A 17,469-nucleotide genomic window follows, 5' to 3' on the forward strand; every position below is an offset into this window, starting at 1 on the left:
TACCGGCCTGGTGTACAGCGATGGAGGAGGATCACATGTTCAAGAAACCAGCGTTGATGGCCGCCTTCGGCATCGGCTACGTCCTCGGTGCTCGCGCCGGCCGCGAGCGGTACGACGCCATCGCCGCCAAGGCGCAGGAGCTGTGGCACGACCCGCGGGTGCAGGAGAAGGCACACCGCGCGGGCTACGTGGCCAAGGAGAAGGCGGAGACCGCCCGGCAGACCATCCAGGACAAGATGCCCGGCGACACCACACCGTCCCAGGCCTCGACGTCGACCTCGACGTCGGCCTCGACCGCACAGACGGTTCCGGGGGCCCCGAGCCCCGCTTCGGACCCCGTGACCGACGTTCCGCGGGGGTGGGAGTCGTGACGCTTCACCATCAGCAGACCGACGCATCGATGGGTGAGCTGGTCTCGCGACTCTCCACGGAGATGTCCACCCTCGTGCGGGGCGAGCTCGAGCTCGCCCGCCTCGAGCTGACGGAGAAGGCCAAGCACACCGGCAAGGGGGCCGGGGCGTTCGGCGCCGCCGGTCTGGTGGCGCTCTACGGCCTCGGGGTCCTGATCGCCACCGCGATCCTCGCCCTGGCACTGGTCATGGACGCCTGGCTGGCCGCGCTGCTGGTCGGAGTCGTGCTCCTGGTCATCGCCGGCGGCATCGCCCTGTTCGGGAAGAAGCAGGTCTCCGAGGGAGCCCCGATGAAGCCCGAACGCGCCACCGAGAACCTCAAGCGCGACGTGGAGGCCGTCAAGCACCACCGCCACCCCGAGGAGCGGGACATGAGGAGGATGTCATGACGCACGACAACATCCGACCCGTCGAGAAGGCCGATCCGACGAGCATGGCAGCAGTGGAGGCCCACCTCGATACCACCCGACACGAGATGGCAGACACGCTCGACGAGCTCGCCGCGCGCCTGGACGTGAAGACGCGCGGTAAGGAGAAGGTCGAAGAGGTGAAGGAGCGTACGCAGGTGGCGGCCCGGTCCCGGGACGTCCAGGTCCGCAGCGGCATCATCGCCGCGGTCGTGCTCTGCGTGTTCCTGATGCTCGCCCGGAGGAAGCGCCGGGTCAACGCCGCCTAGGCCGGGTCAGCCGGTCGAGGAAGGCGACGAGCAGCGCTTCGCGCATCGTGGCGGAGGCCAGGTCGAGCATCGCGTTGACCTCGGCCATCCGCTGCGGAAGCGCCAGCTCGTCCTGCTCGCCGCCGGTGCCGATGAGCCCGGCGGCGAGCAGCAGCCCGTCGAAGTCGTCGTCCGAGAGGGCGAGCGGGTCCAGGTCGGCGATGAACGCCGCGACGCCGGGATCCACGGCGACCGGGCCCGAGGCGACCGCCGCCGCGACCGCCTCGGCCAGGGCCTCGAGCAGCTCAGCCACGTGGGGAAGCGTCGCGGCGCTCACCGAGAGGTGGATCGTGGCGGGGGCGCCGGCGTAGGACATCTGCGGCTGGACGTACCAGCCACGGGCGGCCATCTCGTCGCAGACCGTGAACGGGTCGCAGCTCGCGTCGGTGGTGAGCGCGATCAGCGTGGAGTCGGGGGTGCTGACCACCTCCAGCTCCTTCATGTCTTCGATCCCGGCGCGGATCCGGTCCACCGCCTCGAAGACGTCGCCGGCGAGCCGCTCGTAGCCGGCATCGCCCAGCGAGCGCAGCACCGCCCAGGCGCCGGCCAGCGGACCGCCCGACTTCGTCGACTGCATCGTCGAGTTGAGCATGGTGTAGCCCGGCCACGCGGCCGAGGCGAAGAACTGCGGCCGCCGCAGCTCGGGGGTGCGGTGCAGCAGCACCGAGGTGCCCTTGGGGGCGTAGGCGTACTTGTGCAGGTCGACGGAGATCGAGGTGACGCCCTCGACCGCGAACGTCCAGGCCGGTACGTCGCGCCCCAGCCGCGCGGCGTAGGGCAGCACCCAGCCACCGATGCACGCGTCGACGTGGCAGCGGATCCCGCGCTCGGCCGCGGCCGCCGCGATCGCGGCGACCGGGTCGACGACCCCGTGCGCGTAGGACGGCGCCGAGGCGACGACCAGCACGGTGCGCTCATCGATCGCTGCGGCCATCGCGTCCGGGTCCGCCCGGAAGTCGGGCCCGACCGGCACCAGCACGGGCTCGACCCCGAAGTAGTGTGCGGCCTTGTGGAACGCGGCGTGCGCCGTCGTGGGGAGCACCATCCGCGGCCGCTCGATCCCGGGACGAGCGTCGCGCGCGGTCTGCACCGCGAGCAGCACCGACTCGGTGCCGCCCGAGGTGACGGTGCCGACCACCGACTCGGGCGCGTCGAGGAGGTCGGCGGCCATCCCGACGACCTCGGTCTCCATCCGGAGCAGACTGGGGAACGCGGTCGGGTCCAGGCCGTTCGAGCCGGCGTAGGCGGCCACCGCCTCGCGGCCGATCCGGTCGATGTCGGGCAGGCCGGAGTCGTAGACGTAGGCGAGCGTGCGGCCGCCGTGCACCGGCAGGTCGGCGGACTGCAGCTCGCGGAGCTGGGTCAGGGCGTCGGTCATACGGTCACCGTCCCATCTACGTCGTCGGCGGTGAGCGAGTAGCCCCGCAGCCACAGCAGGCTGAGGAGAGCGAGGAACGCCGGCAGCACCGAGAAGCCGAGCGTGATCGCGGTCAGCGCCGAGTCCGGCTGGGCGACGTCGCTGCCGGTCGAGGACCGGTAGCCGCCGAGCGCGAGCACCGCGGCGTAGACCCCGGGTCCGAGTGCCAGCCCGAGCGTCTCGCCGGCGGTCCAGACGCCGGTGTAGACGCCGATCCGGCTCGACCCGCTGCGCCGGGCGTCGACGGCGGCCGCGTCGGGAAGCATCGCCATCGGGAAGACCTGGCACCCGGCGTACCCGATGCCGACGAGCACCACCGCGGCATAGACCAGGGCCACCGGGGCGGTCTGGGCGGTGGCGGCGAGGAGCGCGCCGACGGCGAGGACGAGGGAGGCGGCGACGTACCCGTTCTTCTTGCCGATCCTGGCGCCGAGCGCCGCCCAGGCCGGGGTGAGCAGCAGCGCGGGACCGACGAAGCAGACGAACAGGACGGTAGCCGCGCCGTCGCGGCCGATCACGTCGCCGGCCAGGTAGTCGACCCCGGCCAGCATCGCCCCGAACGCGACGGCCTGGATCACGAACGTGATGAGCAGCCGGCGGAAGTCGGGCGCGGCGGCGACGATCCTCAGCTGGTCGCGCAGGCTCCCCGCGCCAGGCTGGGCGGTGTGGACCGGCGCCCGACGGGTGCCGGCGTACGCACTGAGCACCCCGGCCAGGATGAGGACCGCCATCACCACACCCATCACGCGGTAGCCGTCGCGACCCCCGACGGCGTCCCGGATCATCGGCGCGGTCGCCCCGGCCAGCAGGATGGTCAGCGCCAGGATCGCGACCCGCCAGGTCATCAGCCGGGTGCGTTCGTCATAGGACTCGGTCAGCTCGGCGGGCATGGCGACGTAGGGGACCTGGAAGAACGCGTACGCCGTCGCGCAGCCCAGGAACAGGACCAGCACCCACAGCGCCTCGAGCCCGGTCGCCATCGACGGCGCCGCGAAGAGCAGCGCGAACGTCATCGCCAGCGCGATCCCGGCCCGGCGCAGCCACGGCCGCCGTGGCCCCCGGGGGTCGACCGTCCGGTCGCTGATCCGGCCCGCGATCGGGTTCAGCACCACATCCCACGCCTTCGGCGCGAACACGATGAACCCGGCCGCCAGGGCGGCGATCCCGAGGCTGTCGGTCAGGTAGGGGAGCAGCATCAGGCCCGGGATCGTGCCGAACGTCCCGGTGGCCACGGACCCGGATCCGTAGCCGATGCGCACCCCGAGCGGGAGGGTCGGGCTGGCTGGCATGCCCGCCATAGTGCCGCTCCCGCGCCGTCGGCGCCCGGGAACGCCGGAATTCAGGCGGTCGCGGGCTCCGCGGGCGCGACGGTGGCCGCCACGCCGCTGGCGAGCAGCTCGTCCCGCACGAACCCGGAGGCCTTGAGCTCCTCGACGTACGCCGCGACGGCCGCGACGGCCTCCGCATCGAGTCCGCGGGGCAGGCCGACGGACTGGCGGATCTCCATGAAGGCCGGCTCCAGGATCCGGCGGCCGGTGGCGGCGACGTACTCCTCCATCGGCTGACGCACCCCCGCGGCCGCGTCGAGCCCCTGCTCCTCGAAGACGTCGGTGGCCTCGTCGGCACGGACCACCTCCGCGTGCCGGAGGGTGCGGGTCAGGAAGAGGTCGTAGGCCGAGCCGTCGCGGACGCCGATGCGCACACCGTCGCGGTCGACGTCGCCGGCCCCGGTGAGCGGCGAGTCGGCGTCGGTGACGTAGACGCCCTCGATGAGCACATAGGGAGCCGTGAAGACGACGCCCTCCTCCCGCGCGGGCTCGTTGGCGAGGAAGCAGAGGTCGACCCGGCCCTCGGTGATCGCCGCGTACGAGTCGCGAGCAGCATCGACGCAGTGGAGCTCGAGCGGGACGCCGAGCCAGTCCGCGACGGACCGCGCGATCGCGACCGTGACGCCGCGAGGTTCCTCGGCGGTGCCTTGGGCGAGCACGGGGTTGCCGAGGTTGATGACCACCCGGAGGGTGCCGGTGGGGGCGATCACGGTGGCGAGCGGGCTCGTCGAGGGCATCTGGACTCCTGGTGTGGATCGGGTGGTCAGCTGAGGCTGGTGAGGTGGGGCGGCTCTTCGTCCGCGCCGAGCCGGCTGGCCGCCTTGGCGCCGAGGCTCGTCGCGATGTGCTGACGCATCACCTCGGCGGCGCCGTCGCTGTCGCCGCGGATCACTGCGTCCAGGAGCTCGGCGTGCTCACGGTCCTTGGTGTCGCGCTCGGGCTGGTCGCGATGGACCTGCAGGCCGAGGTGGCGGTAGCGGTCTGCTTTGTCCCAGAGCCCAGCCAGCGTGGTGATGAGGATGTCGTTGTGGGAGGCGGTGTAGATCGCGGCATGGAAGCGGCGGTGCGCCACCAGGTCGGACACGCTGGGCTGGTCGGGGAGCGCATGGAGGGATGCCGCGGCCTCGCGCATAGCGCGGATGTCCTCCTTGGTGCGCCGCTGCGCGGCGAGGGATGCGGCGAGCGGGTCGAGCGAGCGGCGCACCTCGAGGAGGTCGCGCGCCTCCTCCGCGGTGAGCGCCGAGACCCGGGCGTCACGGTGGGCGTCCAGCTCCACCAGCCCCTCGGTCATCAGCCGGCGCATCGCCTCGCGCAGAGGTGTGGTGCTGATCCCGATCGTCTTCGCCAGGGTCGCCTGGTGCAGCACCGTGCCGGGTTCGAACTCCCCGGTCAGGATGCCGTCGCGCAGACGTGTGTAGGCGTAGTCGCTCTTGGTGGCGTAGACCCCGGCGGGCTCCGTCATGGCATGTCTCCCTTGTTGGAACTCGCTATAACCTACTCGATCTGACTGCTAGGTGTCACGTACATCCGCGCCTCTGTGACAAGCTTTCATTTTTTTCCTCTCCGATGAAGCAGGCCGAAGGCCGGGTTAAAAGTGCAGGTCAGAGGCGTGCGAGGGAGCTCGGGCCGGCTGCGATGAGCTCCGATTCCGGGCATTCTCCGGCGAGCAGCGCTTGACGGTTACAGGTTATAACCAGCACAGTGGCGCTCATCACACCCCCCAGAACCTCATCGAGGAGCGGAGCCACATGCAGTCATCTACGTCCAGGCTCGGGACCCGATCACCAGTCCGCAGACACCTCGCGCTGGCCGCCGCCGGGGCGTTCGCCATGGCGTCGCTGGTCGCCTGTGGCAGCGGCGAGGCCGCCGTCGAGCCGAAGGAGAACAAGATCTCGGTCGAGGAGGTGCCCGACTACTACCCCGACAGCTACGCCGAGGAGGTCGTGGCCGCGTCGAAGGAGGAGGGCGGCGAGCTCACCATCTACTCCAACACCTCCGAGGAGAACTGGGCGCCGATCTTCCGCGACTTCAAGAAGAAGTTCCCATGGGTCGAAAAGGTCTCGGCCAACGACCTGGACAGCGACGAGGTGTTCCAGCGTGTGCTCGCCGAGCAGGCGACCGGTTCCTCGCCCGTCGACCTGGTGGTCTCCAACGCGTCGTCCGCCTGGGCCGACTTCGCCGAGCGCGACGGCACCCTCCAGGACTACGAGTCGCCGGAGCTCGCCGAGCTGCCGGACTTCGCCGAGCTGCTCCCGAACGTCTACGCGATGTCGGCCGACCCGCAGACCATCGCCTACAACACCGAGCTGATGCCCGAGGCCCCGACCGGCGTCGCCGACCTGGCCGACATCGCGGAGGAGAACAAGGATCTCCTGCAGGACAAGATCACGGTCCGCGACCCGGAGAGCAGCTTCGGGTTCACGGTGACCCGCAACTTCACCGAGGCCAACCCGGACGGCTGGAGCGAGCTGGAGCGGGTGCTCCCGTTCACCCGCGCCGAGACGTCCTCGGGCACCCAGATGGAGAAGATCCTCTCGGGGGAGTACCTCGCGGGCTTCTTCGTCAGCGGCGGCCCGGCCTTCCCGGTCGTGAACGACAGCCAGGGCCTGGTCGAGGTGATCTATCCCGAGGACGGCACCACGATCCTTCCGCGCGGGGTCGGCATCGCCGCCGACGCGCCGCACGCCGCGACCTCGAAGCTCTTCGTCGACTTCCTGCTCTCCGACGAAGGCCAGCGCGCGGTCGCCGAGGGCGGCCTCTCCTCCTACCGCGACGGCATCGAGGGCCCCGGCCTGCACACCTACCAGGAGGTCATCGAGGCGGTCGGCGAGGAGAACGTGCTCCTCGCGCCGTACGAGACCGTGCCGAAGAGCGAGGTCGACGCATGGATGGACAAGTTCTACCGGTACGTCGAGCCCGCCCCCGAAGAGGAGTGAGCTCGCCATGGCAACCATGACCACGACGCCGCCGGCGTCCCAGGACCAGGCGCCCGAGTTCAGGGAACCGCGCTACCGCAGACCGTTCGGCATCGGCCGTGACCAGCTCGCCATGTGGGGTGTGCTCGTGGTGCTGGCGATCCTGGTGCTCGCGCCGGTCGTCCCCACGCTGTGGCAGAGCGTCGTCGACCGACCTCTCTACGAGGACGGCGGTGTCCTGACCCTCGAGGGCTACCGGGCGCTCTTCACCGACTCCGGGTTCGGAGAGGTCATCCTCAACACCCTCCTCTTCGCGTCCCTCACCACGGCCCTCAGCATCATGATCGCGGTGCCGATGGCGGTCGTGGTGGTGCGTACCCGGCTTCCTGGGGGACGCCTGATCGCGCTGGCGATGCAGTGGCCCTTCTTCATCTCCTCGCTGATCCTCGGCTTCGGCTGGATCCTGATGTACGGCCCGGCCGGCTTCGTCAGCACCCAGGTCGAGCAGGTCTTCGGCGCGGTGCCGTGGAACCTCTACTCGATCCCCGGCATGGCCGTCACCGAAGCCGTCGCCCTGGCCCCGATCGCGTACGTCTTCTGCGCCAACGCGCTGCGCCAGTCGGACGCCTCGCTCGAGTCCGCGGCCCAGGTGTGCGGCGCGGGACCGGCGCGGATCCTGTTCCAGGTCGTCGTGCCGATGCTCCGACCGCCGGTGGTCTACAGCTCCATCCTGATCTTCTCGATGTCCGTCGAGACGCTCAGCGTCCCGCTGCTCTACGGTCAGCCGGTCAACATCAGCGTCTTCTCCACGTTCCTCTACAAGAACGGCCTCCAGGCGGTCGACCCCGACTACACCGTGCTCGGTGCTGCCTCCGTCGTGATCCTCCTGGTCACGATCAGCCTGGTCGCGCTCCAGGCCAAGCTCCTCAAGGATTCCGCGCGGTTCGTCTCGGTGCGGGGCAAGGCCACCCGCCCACGCAGGCTCGAGCTCGGCTGGGTGAAGTGGGTGAGCGTCGCGTTCATCGCGTTCTACGTGGTCTTCGGTGCGCTGATCCCGATCCTGGGACTGGTCTTCCGCTCGTTCACGCTGATCTTCACGCCGCTGCGCAACCCGTTCGACTTCCTGACCCTGGACAACTACGCGACGGTCCTCCAGTTCGAGTCCTACCGACAGTCGATCGTCAACAGCATCATCGTCGCCGGCGTCGGCTCGGTGCTGGTGAGCGCCCTCGCGGTGATGGCGGTCATGGTCGCGCGGAGGTCGACCTTCCGCTTCGGCCGTCTCGTGGAGTATCTCGCCCTGATCCCGCAGTCGGTCCCCGGGATCATCATCGGCATCGGCTTCTTCTGGGCATTCGCCTTCGCCCCGTTCGGCACGGGCACCCTGCTCCAGGGAACGCTCGGCGCCCTGGTCATCGCCTTCGGGCTCCGGGCGCTGCCCAGTGCGTTCGGGTCGGTGGCCCCCTCGATCATGCAGATCGGGGCGGAGCTGGACAACGCCGCCCGCGTCTCGGGCGCCGACTGGCTGATGACCTTCTTCCGGGTGCTGCGCGTGCTGATCACGCCCGCCTTCGGCGGCGCGCTGGTCCTCACCTTCGTGATCATGCTCAAGGAGTACTCGCCCGCCGTCTTCCTCAGCTCCGCGGACAGCAACATCCTCGGCACCACCATGCTCGAGCTCTGGGCCCAGGGCCGCACCGGCTCCGTGGCCGCGCTCGCCACCGTCCAGATCGCCATCACCGCCGCCTTCGTGGCGCTCGCAGGCCTGCTGATGAAGGGAAAGCACCATGCCTGAGCTCGTCGTCAAGAACCTCAAGAAGGAGTTCGGTGACAACACCGTCCTCCACGACAACACCTTCACGATCAAGGACGGCGAGTTCTTCACGCTCCTCGGTCCCAGCGGGTGCGGGAAGTCGACCACCCTCAACTGCATCGCCGGCCTCGAACGTCCCACGGGCGGGTCGATCACCGTCGACGGCACCACCTTCGTCGACCAGCAGCGGGGCACCTTCCTGCCGCCCGAGGAGCGCAACCTCGGCATGGTGTTCCAGTCCTACGCCCTGTGGCCGCACATGACGATCGCGAAGAACCTCGCGCTCCCGCTCGACATCCGCAAGGTCGACAGGGCCCGCCAGAAGGAGCTCATCCACGACGCGCTCGACAAGGTCGGCCTCGCCGATCTCAGCGCCCGCTACCCGCACCAGCTCTCCGGCGGCCAGCAGCAGCGGGTCGCGTTGGCCCGGGCGCTCGTCTACTCGCCGACGATGCTGCTGCTCGACGAGCCGCTCTCGAACCTAGACGCCAAGCTGCGCGAGCAGGCGCGAGCCTGGCTCAAGCGGCTCCAGGAGGAGCTCGGCATCACCACCGTCTACGTCACCCACGACCAGGACGAGGCGCTCGCGCTCAGCGACCGGATCGCGGTGATGTCCGGCGGCCGCATGCTCCAGGTCGCCGACCCGCACGCCGTCTACGAGCGCCCCGCCACCCCCGAGGTCGCCGCCTTCGTCGGCCGGTGCAACTTCTTCCAGGGCAAGGTCGAGGAGTCCAGCGGCTCGTGCCACACGGTCCGCCTCGACGCGAGCGACGGCGTCGTCGTGGTCGAGGCCGATCTGGAGACCTCTCCCGGGCAGGGCGTCACGGTCGCGATCCGCCCCGAGCGGCTCGAGGTCGTACCCGCCGGGTCCGAGGTGGCCGGCTCCAACCGGCTCGACACCGAGGTGCTCACCTCCTCCTACGTCGGCAGCCACTACGAGTACGACGTACGCCTGGGCAACCAGGTCGTCCAGGTCGAGAGCCAGCGTCCCGGTCTCGCCGGACGCGTGCAGCTCGTCTTCGAGGCCGGCAGCGCCCTCCTCTACGCCGAGAAGGTCGCGCTCAGCCAGGAGGAGCGGGACCTGCTCACGGTCTCCTGACCTCCTCCCGACCTCCCACCTCCTCCCACCGAAAGGCCACGAACGTGACCACACAGCCAACCCGCACGTACCGACTCGGCGTCCTTCTCGGCGACGGCATCGGTCCCGAGATCGTCCCCTCGACGGTCGCGATGATCGACGCGACGGTCGCCGCGGCCGGGATCGGCCCGATCGACTGGCACGAGCTCCCGCTCGGCGCCTCGGCGATCGAGGAGCTCGGCAGCCACACGCCGGAGAGCACCCTCAAGGTCCTCGAGGACCTCGACGGCTGGCTCCTCGGTCCGCACGACAGCGCGGCCTACCCGGAGCCGTACCGCAGCCAGCTCAACCCGAGCGGCACCATCCGCAAGCACTTCGGCCTCTACGCCAACATCCGGCCGGCCAAGGCCTTCCAGGGCGGCAACGCCGTGGTGCCGGGCACCGACCTGGTGATCGCCCGGGAGAACACCGAGGGCTTCTACGCCGACCGCAACACCTTCCAGGGCACCGGCGAGATGATGCCGACGCCCGACGTGGCGATCATGCACGGGATCATCACGCGTGCCGGCACGGAGCGGATCGCCCGCTCGGCGTTCGAGCTCGCCACCCGTCGCCGGAACAAGGTGACGATCGTGCACAAGGCCAACGTGCTCAAGATGACGACCGGCCTGTTCCGCGACGTGTGCCGTGAGGTGGCCGAGGAGTTCCCGGGCGTGGAGGTCGACGACTTCCACATCGACGCGATGACGGTGCACCTCGTGCGCCGGGCCGACGACTTCGACGTGATCGTCACCGAGAACATGTTCGGCGACATCCTCTCCGACCTCGCGGGAGAGATCGCCGGGTCGCTCGGCATCGCGCCGTCGATCAACACCTCCGACACCCATGCCATGGCCCAGGCCTCGCACGGCTCGGCGCCCGACATCGCCGGACAGGACATCGCCAATCCGATCGCGATGAACCTCTCCGGCTCGATGCTGCTCGACTGGCTCAGCGGACGCCACGACGACGCCCGGCTCGCCGACGCGGCGCGCCGACTCGATGACGCCGTCGCGGCCACCGTCGCGGCCGGCGTCTCGACCCGCGACCTCGGTGGCAGCGCCGGCACCCGCGAGTTCACCGACGCCGTCGTCGCTCGCATCGTCTCGGCCTGACGGCCGCCCGACACCTACGTCCCGACACCCAGGAGGAGCACCACCCATGCCCAGGCCCACTGTCGCGCTGATCCACGCGAGCCAGGCCTCGATGGCCCCCGCCGTCGTCGCGTTCGGCGACGAGTTCCCCGAGGCCGAGCTCTGGCACCTGCTCGACAGCCGGCTCGTCACCGACGCCGACGCGGCCGGGGGCCTCACCGAGGATTTGATCGCGAGGATGAGCACACTGATCCAGTACGCCGTCGACGGCGGTGCCGACGCCGTGCAGCTCACCTGCTCGATGTTCGGTCCCGTCGCCGACGACCTGGCTGCACGGCTGCCCGTCACGGTGCTGGCCTCGGACCAGGCGATGTTCGACCACGTCGCGTCGCTGCGCCCGGACCGGATCGCGGTGCTCGCGTCGCTGGCCCCGGCCGCTGCCGACAGTGCCCGGCGTCTTGGCGACCGGCTCACCACGGCCGGGGTGGTGAGCACGATCGAGTCGGTCGTCGTCGCCGGGGCGGCCGAGGCCAGCTCGTCCGGGGACCTCGATGAGCTGACGCGGCTGATGGCAGCCGAGGCGGTGGGCGCCGCGGAGTCCGCCGACGTCATCGTGCTCGCTCAGTACTCGCTGGCGCCCTCGCTGGCCGGGATCGCGGCCGCCGTCGAGGTGCCCGTCCTGAGCGCGCCCCACCTCGCCGCGGCGTCGCTGGCCGGCCGGTCGCGAGAGCGCGTCTCGTGATCGCGATCGGCTGCATCGCCGACGACGTCACCGGCGGCTCCGACGTCGCCGCGGCGCTGCGCCGCTCGGGGCTCTCGGTGGCGCTGCTCTTCGACGTTCCCGGTGCCGACGCGGTCGTCCCGGAGGTGGACGCCGTCGTCATCGCCCTCAAGACGCGGACCGTCCCGGCGGCGGATGCCGTCGCCGAGTCGCTGGCCGCGCTGGCCTGGCTGCGGGCGGGCGACGTCGAGCGGGTCTACTTCAAGTACTGCTCGACCTTCGACTCGACCGACGAGGGCAACATCGGCCCGGTCGCCGATGCTCTCCTCGAGGCGCTCGGTGAGTCGACCACGGTGATCTGCCCGGCCTCGCCGGAGCACGGGCGGACGACGTACCTCGGGCATCTGTTCGTCGGGGACCGGCTGCTCAGCGAGTCGCCGATGCGGCACCACCCGCTGACGCCGATGACCGACCCTGACCTGGTGCGGGTCCTGCAGCGCCAGACCGCCGGCCTGGTCGGGTCGCTGCCGCTGACGACGATCACCGCAGGGTCCGAGGCCGTGGCGGCGGCTCTGAAGGCGCACACCGCCGCCGGCGTACGTCACGTGGTCGCCGACGCGGTCTCCGACTCGGACCTCCGCGCGATCGCCGAGGGAGCCGCCGACCTCCGTCTGCTGACCGGGGGAGCGGGCCTGGCCGGCGCGGTCGGTGCCGTGGCCGCGGCCGGGTCCGGGACGTCGACGCCGCCGGGCGAGTTTCCCGCAGGCCCGGCGGTGGTCCTCGCCGGATCCTGCTCGGCCGCCACCCTGGCCCAGGTCGCCGCGGCGGCCGAGGTCATGGCGTCCTGTCGGCTCGACCCCGCGCTCACCCCGGACCCCGCCGAGATGCTCGCCGTCGCGACCGAGTGGCTGACCGGCCATCTGGGTGAGTCGCCGGTCCTGGTCTACTCCTCGGCCGGGCCGGAGGAGCGCGAACGCGCCCGGGCGGCGATGGGCGCGGACACGTCCTCGATCCTCGAACGGACCCTCGGCTCCCTGGCGCGAACGGCCGCCGATCGAGGCGCCCGGCGGATCGTCGTCGCCGGGGGCGAGACCTCGGGCGCGGTCGTCCAGGCCCTCGGCGTACGCAGCGTCCTGGTCGACCACGAGGCCGACCGCGGCGTGCCGTGGTGTCTCACCGACGACGGTCTCGCGCTGCTGCTCAAGTCGGGCAACTTCGGCACCGAGGACCTGCTGGTCCGTGCCGCGGGAGCCGAGGCATGAGCGACGTCGCTGCACAGATCGTCGAGCTGGGTGCGTCCTTCTTCGACCGCTCGCTGACCTTCGGCCGCACCGGCAACCTCAGCGCGAAGGTCGCCGAGGACCGCATCCTGCTGACGCCCACCGGCGTCAGCCTCGGCGCCCTGGAGCCGGGTGCGCTGTCGGTGATCGACCTCGACGGTCGCCATGTCGACGGCGCCGAGCCGTCCAAGGAGGCGTTCCTGCACGCGGCCGTCTATCGCTCGCGGCCGAGCGCCGGCGCCGTCGTGCACCTGCACAGCACCCATGCCGTGGCAGTCTCCTGCCTCGCCGACGTCGACCCCGCCGATGTGCTGCCGCCGCTCACCGCCTACTACGTGATGCGCGTCGGCCGGCTCCCGCTGCTGCCCTACCACGCGCCCGGCGACACCTCGCTCGAGTCGCTCGCCGAAGCGACGGCGCGCGACCACCGCAGCTTCCTCGTCGCCAACCACGGCTCGATCGTGGCCGGCGCCGACCTGTCCGCCGCGGCCGACGCGGCCGAGGAGCTCGAGGAGACCGCCCGACTCTTCCTGCTGCTTCGCGGCCACGCCACGCGACCGCTCACCCACGACCAGGTCGCCGACCTGACCCGGAGGTTCCCCGCATGACCGTCATCGCCCACCCCGACCGGCTCGCCGAGTTCGGCGCCGAGGTGCTCGCCTCGCTCGGCGTACCCGAGGCCGACGCCCGCCTTGTCAGCGACAGCCTCGTCACCGCCGACCTGTGGGGCCACCCGTCCCACGGCATGCTCCGCCTGCCCTGGTACGTCGCCCGGCTCCGCTCCGGCGTGATGGCGGCCGTCACCCGCGAGGAGATCGTCGTCGACACCGGGGCCCTGGCCGTCATGGACGGCCGCGAGGGTGTCGGCCAGGTCATCGCCGCCCGGGCGTGCCAGGCGGCCGTCGCGCGCGCCGCCACGCACGGGATCGGCGTCGTGGCCGTCCGCAACAGCAACCACTTCGGCACCGCCGCCTACTGGACCCGTCGGATGGCCGATGCCGGCTGCGTCGGGATCCTGACCACCAACGGCAGCCCGGCGATGGCGCCCTGGGGCGGCACCGAGAAGACCGTCGGCGCCAATCCGTGGTCGGTCGCGACGCCGGGTGGGAGCAACCCGCCCGTGGTCCTCGACATCGCCAACACCGGCGTGGCCCGCGGCAAGATCTACGCCGCCGCCGAGCGCGGCGAGCAGATCCCCGACACCTGGGCGTTCGACGCCGACGGCGTGTCCACGACCGACCCGCATGCCGCGATCCACGGCCTGCTCGCTCCCATGGGCGGCCACAAGGGCTACGGCATCTCCTTCGTGATGGACGTGCTCTCCGGCGTTCTGACCGGCTCCGGCTACGGCACCGGCGTCGTCGGCCCGTACGTCCCTGACCGGCGTAGCGGCTGCGGCCACCTCGTCGTTGCCCTCCGCGTCGACACCCTGCTCCCCGCCAGCGACTTCGGCGACCGGATCGACGACCTGATCGCCGCGACCAAGTCGGTGCCCCGGGCGAGCGGTGTCGAGGAGATCTTCTACCCCGGCGAGATCGAGGCCCGAGCCGAGGCGCGGGGCCGGCTGACCGGCGTACGTCTCCCGGACAAGACGGTGACGGATCTCCGTGGCCTCGGGGCCGAGTGCGGTGTGGCCTTCGACGACTCGATGCTGGAGCGGGTGGCCGGCTGATGTTCACCGTCCTGGTCGATCTGACCGTGCGCCCCGACCGCGTCGACGAGTTCCTCGAAGGTATCCGGGTCAACTCCCGTGCCTCGCTCCGCGACGAGCCCGGGTGCCTGCGGTTCGACGTACACCGTCGCATCGACGACCCGCACCGCTTCGTCCTGCACGAGGTCTACGCCGACGAAGACGCGTTCCGTCTCGCCCACCGCGAAGCTCCGCACTACGCCGCCTGGCGTGCGGTGGCGGACCGGTGCGTGGTCGAGGGCGGGCACGTCAACACGTACGCGATCCCGGCATTCCCGGAGGACCTCGCATGACCCGCCCGACCAAGGTCGTCTCGCTCGACTCGTTCGGCACCCGCGACGCCCTCGAGGTCGACGGGAGGACGTACGAGATCCACAGCCTCGCCGGTCTCGACGTCGACGCCCTGCCGTGGAGCCTGCGCGTGGTGCTGGAGAACCTGCTCCGCCACGAGGACGGCGCGCGGTCCAGCGCCGAGCAGATCGCGCTCCTGCTGCGGTGGGCCGAGGGGCCCGACCACGACAGCGCCATCGACCTCAGTCCCTCGCGCGCCTTCCTGCACGACACCAACGGGGTGCCGACCCTGGCCGACCTCGCCGCGATGCGTGACGCGATGGTCGCTCTCGGGGAGAACCCGTCCCTGGTCAACCCGCAGATCCCGGCCGAGCTCGTCATCGACCACTCGGTCATCGCCGACGTCTTCGGCCGCAGCGACGCGTTCGAGCGCAACGTCGAGATCGAGTACGCCCGCAACACCGAGCGCTACCGGTTCCTCAAGTGGGGCAAGGACACCCTCGAGGACTTCGCCGTGGTGCCGCCCGGCACCGGGATCATGCACCAGATCAACGCCGAGTACCTCTCCCGGGTCGTCACCGCCGAGGAGGGCTGGGCCTATCCCGACATCTGCCTGGGCACCGACTCCCACACGACCATGGTCAACGGCATGGGAGTGCTCGCCTGGGGCATCGGCGGGATCGAGGCCGAGGCCGTCATGCTCGGCGAGTCGCTCTCGATGCGGCTGCCGCGCGTCGTCGGCTTCCGGCTGCACGGCGACCTCCCCGAGGGTGCCACCGCGACCGACCTCGTGCTCACGATCACCGAGACGCTGCGGCGGCACGGTGTCGTCGGGAAGTTCGTCGAGTTCTACGGACCCGGTGTCTCGGCGACGACGCTGCCGGACCGGCTCACCATCGCCAACATGAGCCCGGAGTTCGGCTCGACCTGCGCCTACTTCCCGATCGACGAGGAGACGATCCGGTATCTCCGCTTCACGGGGCGCCCCGAGGAGCAGGTACGCCTGGTCGAAGCCTATGCCCGGCACCAGCGCCTGTGGTTCGACCCGGCCCACGAGCCGGCCTACTCCGAGACCGTCGAGCTCGACCTGACCGCGGTCGTGCCGTCGATGGCCGGGCCGCGCCGCCCGCAGGACCGGGTGCTGCTCACCGACGCGCGTGAGGCCTTCCGGCGGGCGCTCCCGGAGGTTCTCGGCCTCGACGCCGGTGCCGAGAGCCCGAGCCGCGAGGTCGAGGTCCAGTTCGACGGCCACCGGCACAGGATCGACCACGGCGCCGTCGCGATCGCGGCGATCACCTCCTGCACGAACACCTCCAACCCGTCGGTCATGGTCGCCGCCGGCCTGCTCGCCAAGCGCGCCGTCGAGCGGGGCCTGGTCAGCCGGCCCTGGGTGAAGACCAGCCTGTCGCCGGGGTCGAAGGTCGTGACCGACTACCTCGCCGACGCCGGCCTGACGCCCTACCTCGAGAAGCTCGGCTTCCACCTCACCGGCTACGGCTGCATGACCTGCATCGGTGCCTCCGGTCCGCTGATCCCCGAGGTCACCGACGCGGTGCACGAGCACGACCTCAGCGTCGTCTCCGTGCTCTCCGGCAATCGCAACTTCGACGGCCGGATCAACCCGGACGTACGGATGAACTACCTGGCCTCGCCGCCGCTCGTGGTGGCCTACGCCCTCGCCGGGACGATGGACATCGACCTCGTCAACGACCCGCTCGGCCACGACCCCGAGGGTCGTCCGGTCCACCTCGCCGATCTCTGGCCGACCTCGCACGAGATCCAGGACGTCATCGACGGCACGGTGGAGGCGGGCATGTTCGCCAAGGCGTACGCCGACGTCTTCACCGGTGACGAGCGCTGGCAGGGCCTGGACGTCCCGGCGGGGGAGACCTTCGCCTGGGACCAGCAGTCGACCTACCTGCGCCGGCCGCCCTACCTGGACGGGATGACCCGCGAGCCACGTCCGGTCGCGGACATCACCGGTGCCCGGGTGCTGGTCAGGCTGGGCGACTCGGTCACGACCGACCACGTCTCACCCGCCGGGGCGATCCCGGTGCACACCCCGGCCGGGCAGTATCTGACCGGGCTCGGGGTCGAGCGTTTCCAGCTCAACACCTACGCCTCCCGCCGCGGCAACCACGAGGTGATGATGCGCGGCTGCTTCGCCAACGTACGCCTGCGCAACCAGCTGGTCCCCGGCGTCGAGGGCGGGTCGACGCTGAACCTGCTGACCGGCGAGACCCAGAGCGTCTACGCGGCGGCGATGGCCTACCGGGCGGCCGGTGTCCCGCTGGTCGTCCTGGGTGGCAAGGAGTACGGCAGCGGATCCTCGCGCGACTGGGCGGCCAAGGGCCCGGCGCTCCTCGGCGTGCGGGCCGTCCTCGCGGAGTCGTTCGAGCGCATCCACCGCTCGAACCTCATCGGGATGGGCATCCTGCCCCTGGAGTTCCTGCCGGGGGAGTCGGCGGAGTCCTGGGGGCTGACCGGCACCGAGACGTACGCCGTCACCGGTCTCGACGCGCTCAACGGCCCGTCGCGTCCGGAGACCGTCGTCGTCACCGCCGGGACGACCAGTTTCGAGGCGCGGGTGCGTCTCGACACCGAGCGTGACGCCGCCTATTACCGGCACGGCGGTATCACGCCCTACGTCCTGCGGCGGATGCTGGCGGAGTAGGTTG

Annotated in this window: 17 protein-coding genes; 13 read left to right on the plus strand and 4 right to left on the minus strand. The window is 71.0% G+C overall.

What is annotated here, in order from left to right; genetic code table 11:
* The first annotated feature begins 35 nt into the window (after window positions 1–35).
* The 3 genes from ACZ6WN_RS26420 to ACZ6WN_RS26430 are packed head-to-tail and all read left to right on the plus strand — an operon-like array spanning window position 36 to window position 1,086.
* Complete coding sequence (locus ACZ6WN_RS26420; protein ID WP_465869007.1) at window positions 36–371, plus strand: hypothetical protein; 336 nt, start codon at window positions 36–38, stop codon at window positions 369–371.
* On the plus strand, window positions 368–799 hold the full coding sequence (locus ACZ6WN_RS26425) for a phage holin family protein (protein WP_465869008.1): 432 nt from the start codon (window positions 368–370) through the stop codon (window positions 797–799). Before ACZ6WN_RS26420 ends, ACZ6WN_RS26425 begins: the two co-directional genes overlap by 4 nt.
* Window positions 796–1,086 (plus strand): DUF3618 domain-containing protein, encoded by a 291-nt coding sequence (locus tag ACZ6WN_RS26430; RefSeq protein ID WP_465869010.1) that lies wholly within the window; start codon window positions 796–798, stop codon window positions 1,084–1,086. Before ACZ6WN_RS26425 ends, ACZ6WN_RS26430 begins: the two co-directional genes overlap by 4 nt.
* Here the strand turns inward: ACZ6WN_RS26430 and ACZ6WN_RS26435 are convergent.
* The 4 genes from ACZ6WN_RS26435 to ACZ6WN_RS26450 are packed head-to-tail and all read right to left on the minus strand — an operon-like array spanning window position 1,073 to window position 5,332.
* Window positions 1,073–2,503 (minus strand): pyridoxal phosphate-dependent decarboxylase family protein, encoded by a 1,431-nt coding sequence (locus ACZ6WN_RS26435; protein ID WP_465869012.1) that lies wholly within the window; start codon window positions 2,501–2,503, stop codon window positions 1,073–1,075. The genes ACZ6WN_RS26430 and ACZ6WN_RS26435 overlap by 14 nt on opposite strands.
* The gene (locus ACZ6WN_RS26440) at window positions 2,500–3,831 is read right to left on the minus strand and encodes an MFS transporter (RefSeq protein ID WP_465869014.1); all 1,332 of its coding nucleotides are present in this window, start codon (window positions 3,829–3,831) and stop codon (window positions 2,500–2,502) included. Before ACZ6WN_RS26440 ends, ACZ6WN_RS26435 begins: the two co-directional genes overlap by 4 nt.
* A gap of 50 nt (window positions 3,832–3,881) precedes the next feature.
* Window positions 3,882–4,607, minus strand: coding sequence for a transporter substrate-binding domain-containing protein (locus tag ACZ6WN_RS26445; RefSeq protein WP_465869016.1), 726 nt, complete (start codon window positions 4,605–4,607; stop codon window positions 3,882–3,884).
* Window positions 4,608–4,633: 26 nt separating this feature from the next.
* The gene (locus ACZ6WN_RS26450; RefSeq protein ID WP_465869018.1) at window positions 4,634–5,332 is read right to left on the minus strand and encodes a GntR family transcriptional regulator; all 699 of its coding nucleotides are present in this window, start codon (window positions 5,330–5,332) and stop codon (window positions 4,634–4,636) included.
* A 286-nt stretch (window positions 5,333–5,618) separates the two neighbouring features.
* Here ACZ6WN_RS26450 and ACZ6WN_RS26455 point away from each other — a divergent pair, with 286 nt between their 5' ends.
* Genes ACZ6WN_RS26455 through acnA form a run of 10 tightly spaced genes read left to right on the plus strand, consistent with a single transcriptional unit; the run spans window position 5,619 to window position 17,465 of the window.
* Window positions 5,619–6,806, plus strand: coding sequence for an ABC transporter substrate-binding protein (locus ACZ6WN_RS26455; protein ID WP_465869020.1), 1,188 nt, complete (start codon window positions 5,619–5,621; stop codon window positions 6,804–6,806).
* 7 nt (window positions 6,807–6,813) lie between these two features.
* Window positions 6,814–8,580 (plus strand): ABC transporter permease, encoded by a 1,767-nt coding sequence (locus tag ACZ6WN_RS26460; RefSeq protein ID WP_465869021.1) that lies wholly within the window; start codon window positions 6,814–6,816, stop codon window positions 8,578–8,580.
* Complete coding sequence (locus ACZ6WN_RS26465; protein ID WP_465869023.1) at window positions 8,573–9,697, plus strand: ABC transporter ATP-binding protein; 1,125 nt, start codon at window positions 8,573–8,575, stop codon at window positions 9,695–9,697. Before ACZ6WN_RS26460 ends, ACZ6WN_RS26465 begins: the two co-directional genes overlap by 8 nt.
* A gap of 44 nt (window positions 9,698–9,741) precedes the next feature.
* The gene (locus ACZ6WN_RS26470) at window positions 9,742–10,830 is read left to right on the plus strand and encodes an isocitrate/isopropylmalate dehydrogenase family protein (RefSeq protein WP_465869024.1); all 1,089 of its coding nucleotides are present in this window, start codon (window positions 9,742–9,744) and stop codon (window positions 10,828–10,830) included.
* A gap of 46 nt (window positions 10,831–10,876) precedes the next feature.
* Window positions 10,877–11,551 (plus strand): aspartate/glutamate racemase family protein, encoded by a 675-nt coding sequence (locus tag ACZ6WN_RS26475; protein WP_465869026.1) that lies wholly within the window; start codon window positions 10,877–10,879, stop codon window positions 11,549–11,551.
* On the plus strand, window positions 11,548–12,792 hold the full coding sequence (gene otnK, locus ACZ6WN_RS26480) for a 3-oxo-tetronate kinase (protein WP_465869027.1): 1,245 nt from the start codon (window positions 11,548–11,550) through the stop codon (window positions 12,790–12,792). The genes ACZ6WN_RS26475 and otnK overlap by 4 nt, the downstream gene beginning before the upstream one ends.
* Complete coding sequence (gene otnC / locus ACZ6WN_RS26485; protein WP_465869029.1) at window positions 12,789–13,418, plus strand: 3-oxo-tetronate 4-phosphate decarboxylase; 630 nt, start codon at window positions 12,789–12,791, stop codon at window positions 13,416–13,418. The genes otnK and otnC overlap by 4 nt, the downstream gene beginning before the upstream one ends.
* Window positions 13,415–14,482, plus strand: coding sequence for an Ldh family oxidoreductase (locus tag ACZ6WN_RS26490; RefSeq protein ID WP_465869030.1), 1,068 nt, complete (start codon window positions 13,415–13,417; stop codon window positions 14,480–14,482). The genes otnC and ACZ6WN_RS26490 overlap by 4 nt, the downstream gene beginning before the upstream one ends.
* Window positions 14,482–14,793 (plus strand): putative quinol monooxygenase, encoded by a 312-nt coding sequence (locus ACZ6WN_RS26495; RefSeq protein WP_465869031.1) that lies wholly within the window; start codon window positions 14,482–14,484, stop codon window positions 14,791–14,793. Before ACZ6WN_RS26490 ends, ACZ6WN_RS26495 begins: the two co-directional genes overlap by 1 nt.
* Entirely contained in the window at window positions 14,790–17,465 is a 2,676-nt protein-coding gene (acnA, locus tag ACZ6WN_RS26500) for an aconitate hydratase AcnA (RefSeq protein ID WP_465869033.1), read from the plus strand. The genes ACZ6WN_RS26495 and acnA overlap by 4 nt, the downstream gene beginning before the upstream one ends.
* The last annotated feature ends 4 nt before the right edge of the window (window positions 17,466–17,469 follow it).

The sequence above is a fragment of the Nocardioides sp. NPDC054178 genome, assembly GCF_055585005.1.

Coding starts and splice junctions, on each gene's coding strand:
- ACZ6WN_RS26420 (WP_465869007.1), top strand. CDS start 36: ATGTTCAAGAAACCAGCGTTGATGGCCGCCTTCGGCATCGGCTACGTC.
- ACZ6WN_RS26430 (WP_465869010.1), top strand. CDS start 796: ATGACGCACGACAACATCCGACCCGTCGAGAAGGCCGATCCGACGAGC.
- ACZ6WN_RS26435 (WP_465869012.1), bottom strand. CDS start 2,503: ATGACCGACGCCCTGACCCAGCTCCGCGAGCTGCAGTCCGCCGACCTG.
- ACZ6WN_RS26440 (WP_465869014.1), bottom strand. CDS start 3,831: ATGCCAGCCAGCCCGACCCTCCCGCTCGGGGTGCGCATCGGCTACGGA.
- ACZ6WN_RS26445 (WP_465869016.1), bottom strand. CDS start 4,607: ATGCCCTCGACGAGCCCGCTCGCCACCGTGATCGCCCCCACCGGCACC.
- ACZ6WN_RS26450 (WP_465869018.1), bottom strand. CDS start 5,332: ATGACGGAGCCCGCCGGGGTCTACGCCACCAAGAGCGACTACGCCTAC.
- ACZ6WN_RS26455 (WP_465869020.1), top strand. CDS start 5,619: ATGCAGTCATCTACGTCCAGGCTCGGGACCCGATCACCAGTCCGCAGA.
- ACZ6WN_RS26460 (WP_465869021.1), top strand. CDS start 6,814: ATGGCAACCATGACCACGACGCCGCCGGCGTCCCAGGACCAGGCGCCC.
- ACZ6WN_RS26465 (WP_465869023.1), top strand. CDS start 8,573: ATGCCTGAGCTCGTCGTCAAGAACCTCAAGAAGGAGTTCGGTGACAAC.
- ACZ6WN_RS26475 (WP_465869026.1), top strand. CDS start 10,877: ATGCCCAGGCCCACTGTCGCGCTGATCCACGCGAGCCAGGCCTCGATG.
- otnC (WP_465869029.1), top strand. CDS start 12,789: ATGAGCGACGTCGCTGCACAGATCGTCGAGCTGGGTGCGTCCTTCTTC.
- ACZ6WN_RS26490 (WP_465869030.1), top strand. CDS start 13,415: ATGACCGTCATCGCCCACCCCGACCGGCTCGCCGAGTTCGGCGCCGAG.
- ACZ6WN_RS26495 (WP_465869031.1), top strand. CDS start 14,482: ATGTTCACCGTCCTGGTCGATCTGACCGTGCGCCCCGACCGCGTCGAC.
- acnA (WP_465869033.1), top strand. CDS start 14,790: ATGACCCGCCCGACCAAGGTCGTCTCGCTCGACTCGTTCGGCACCCGC.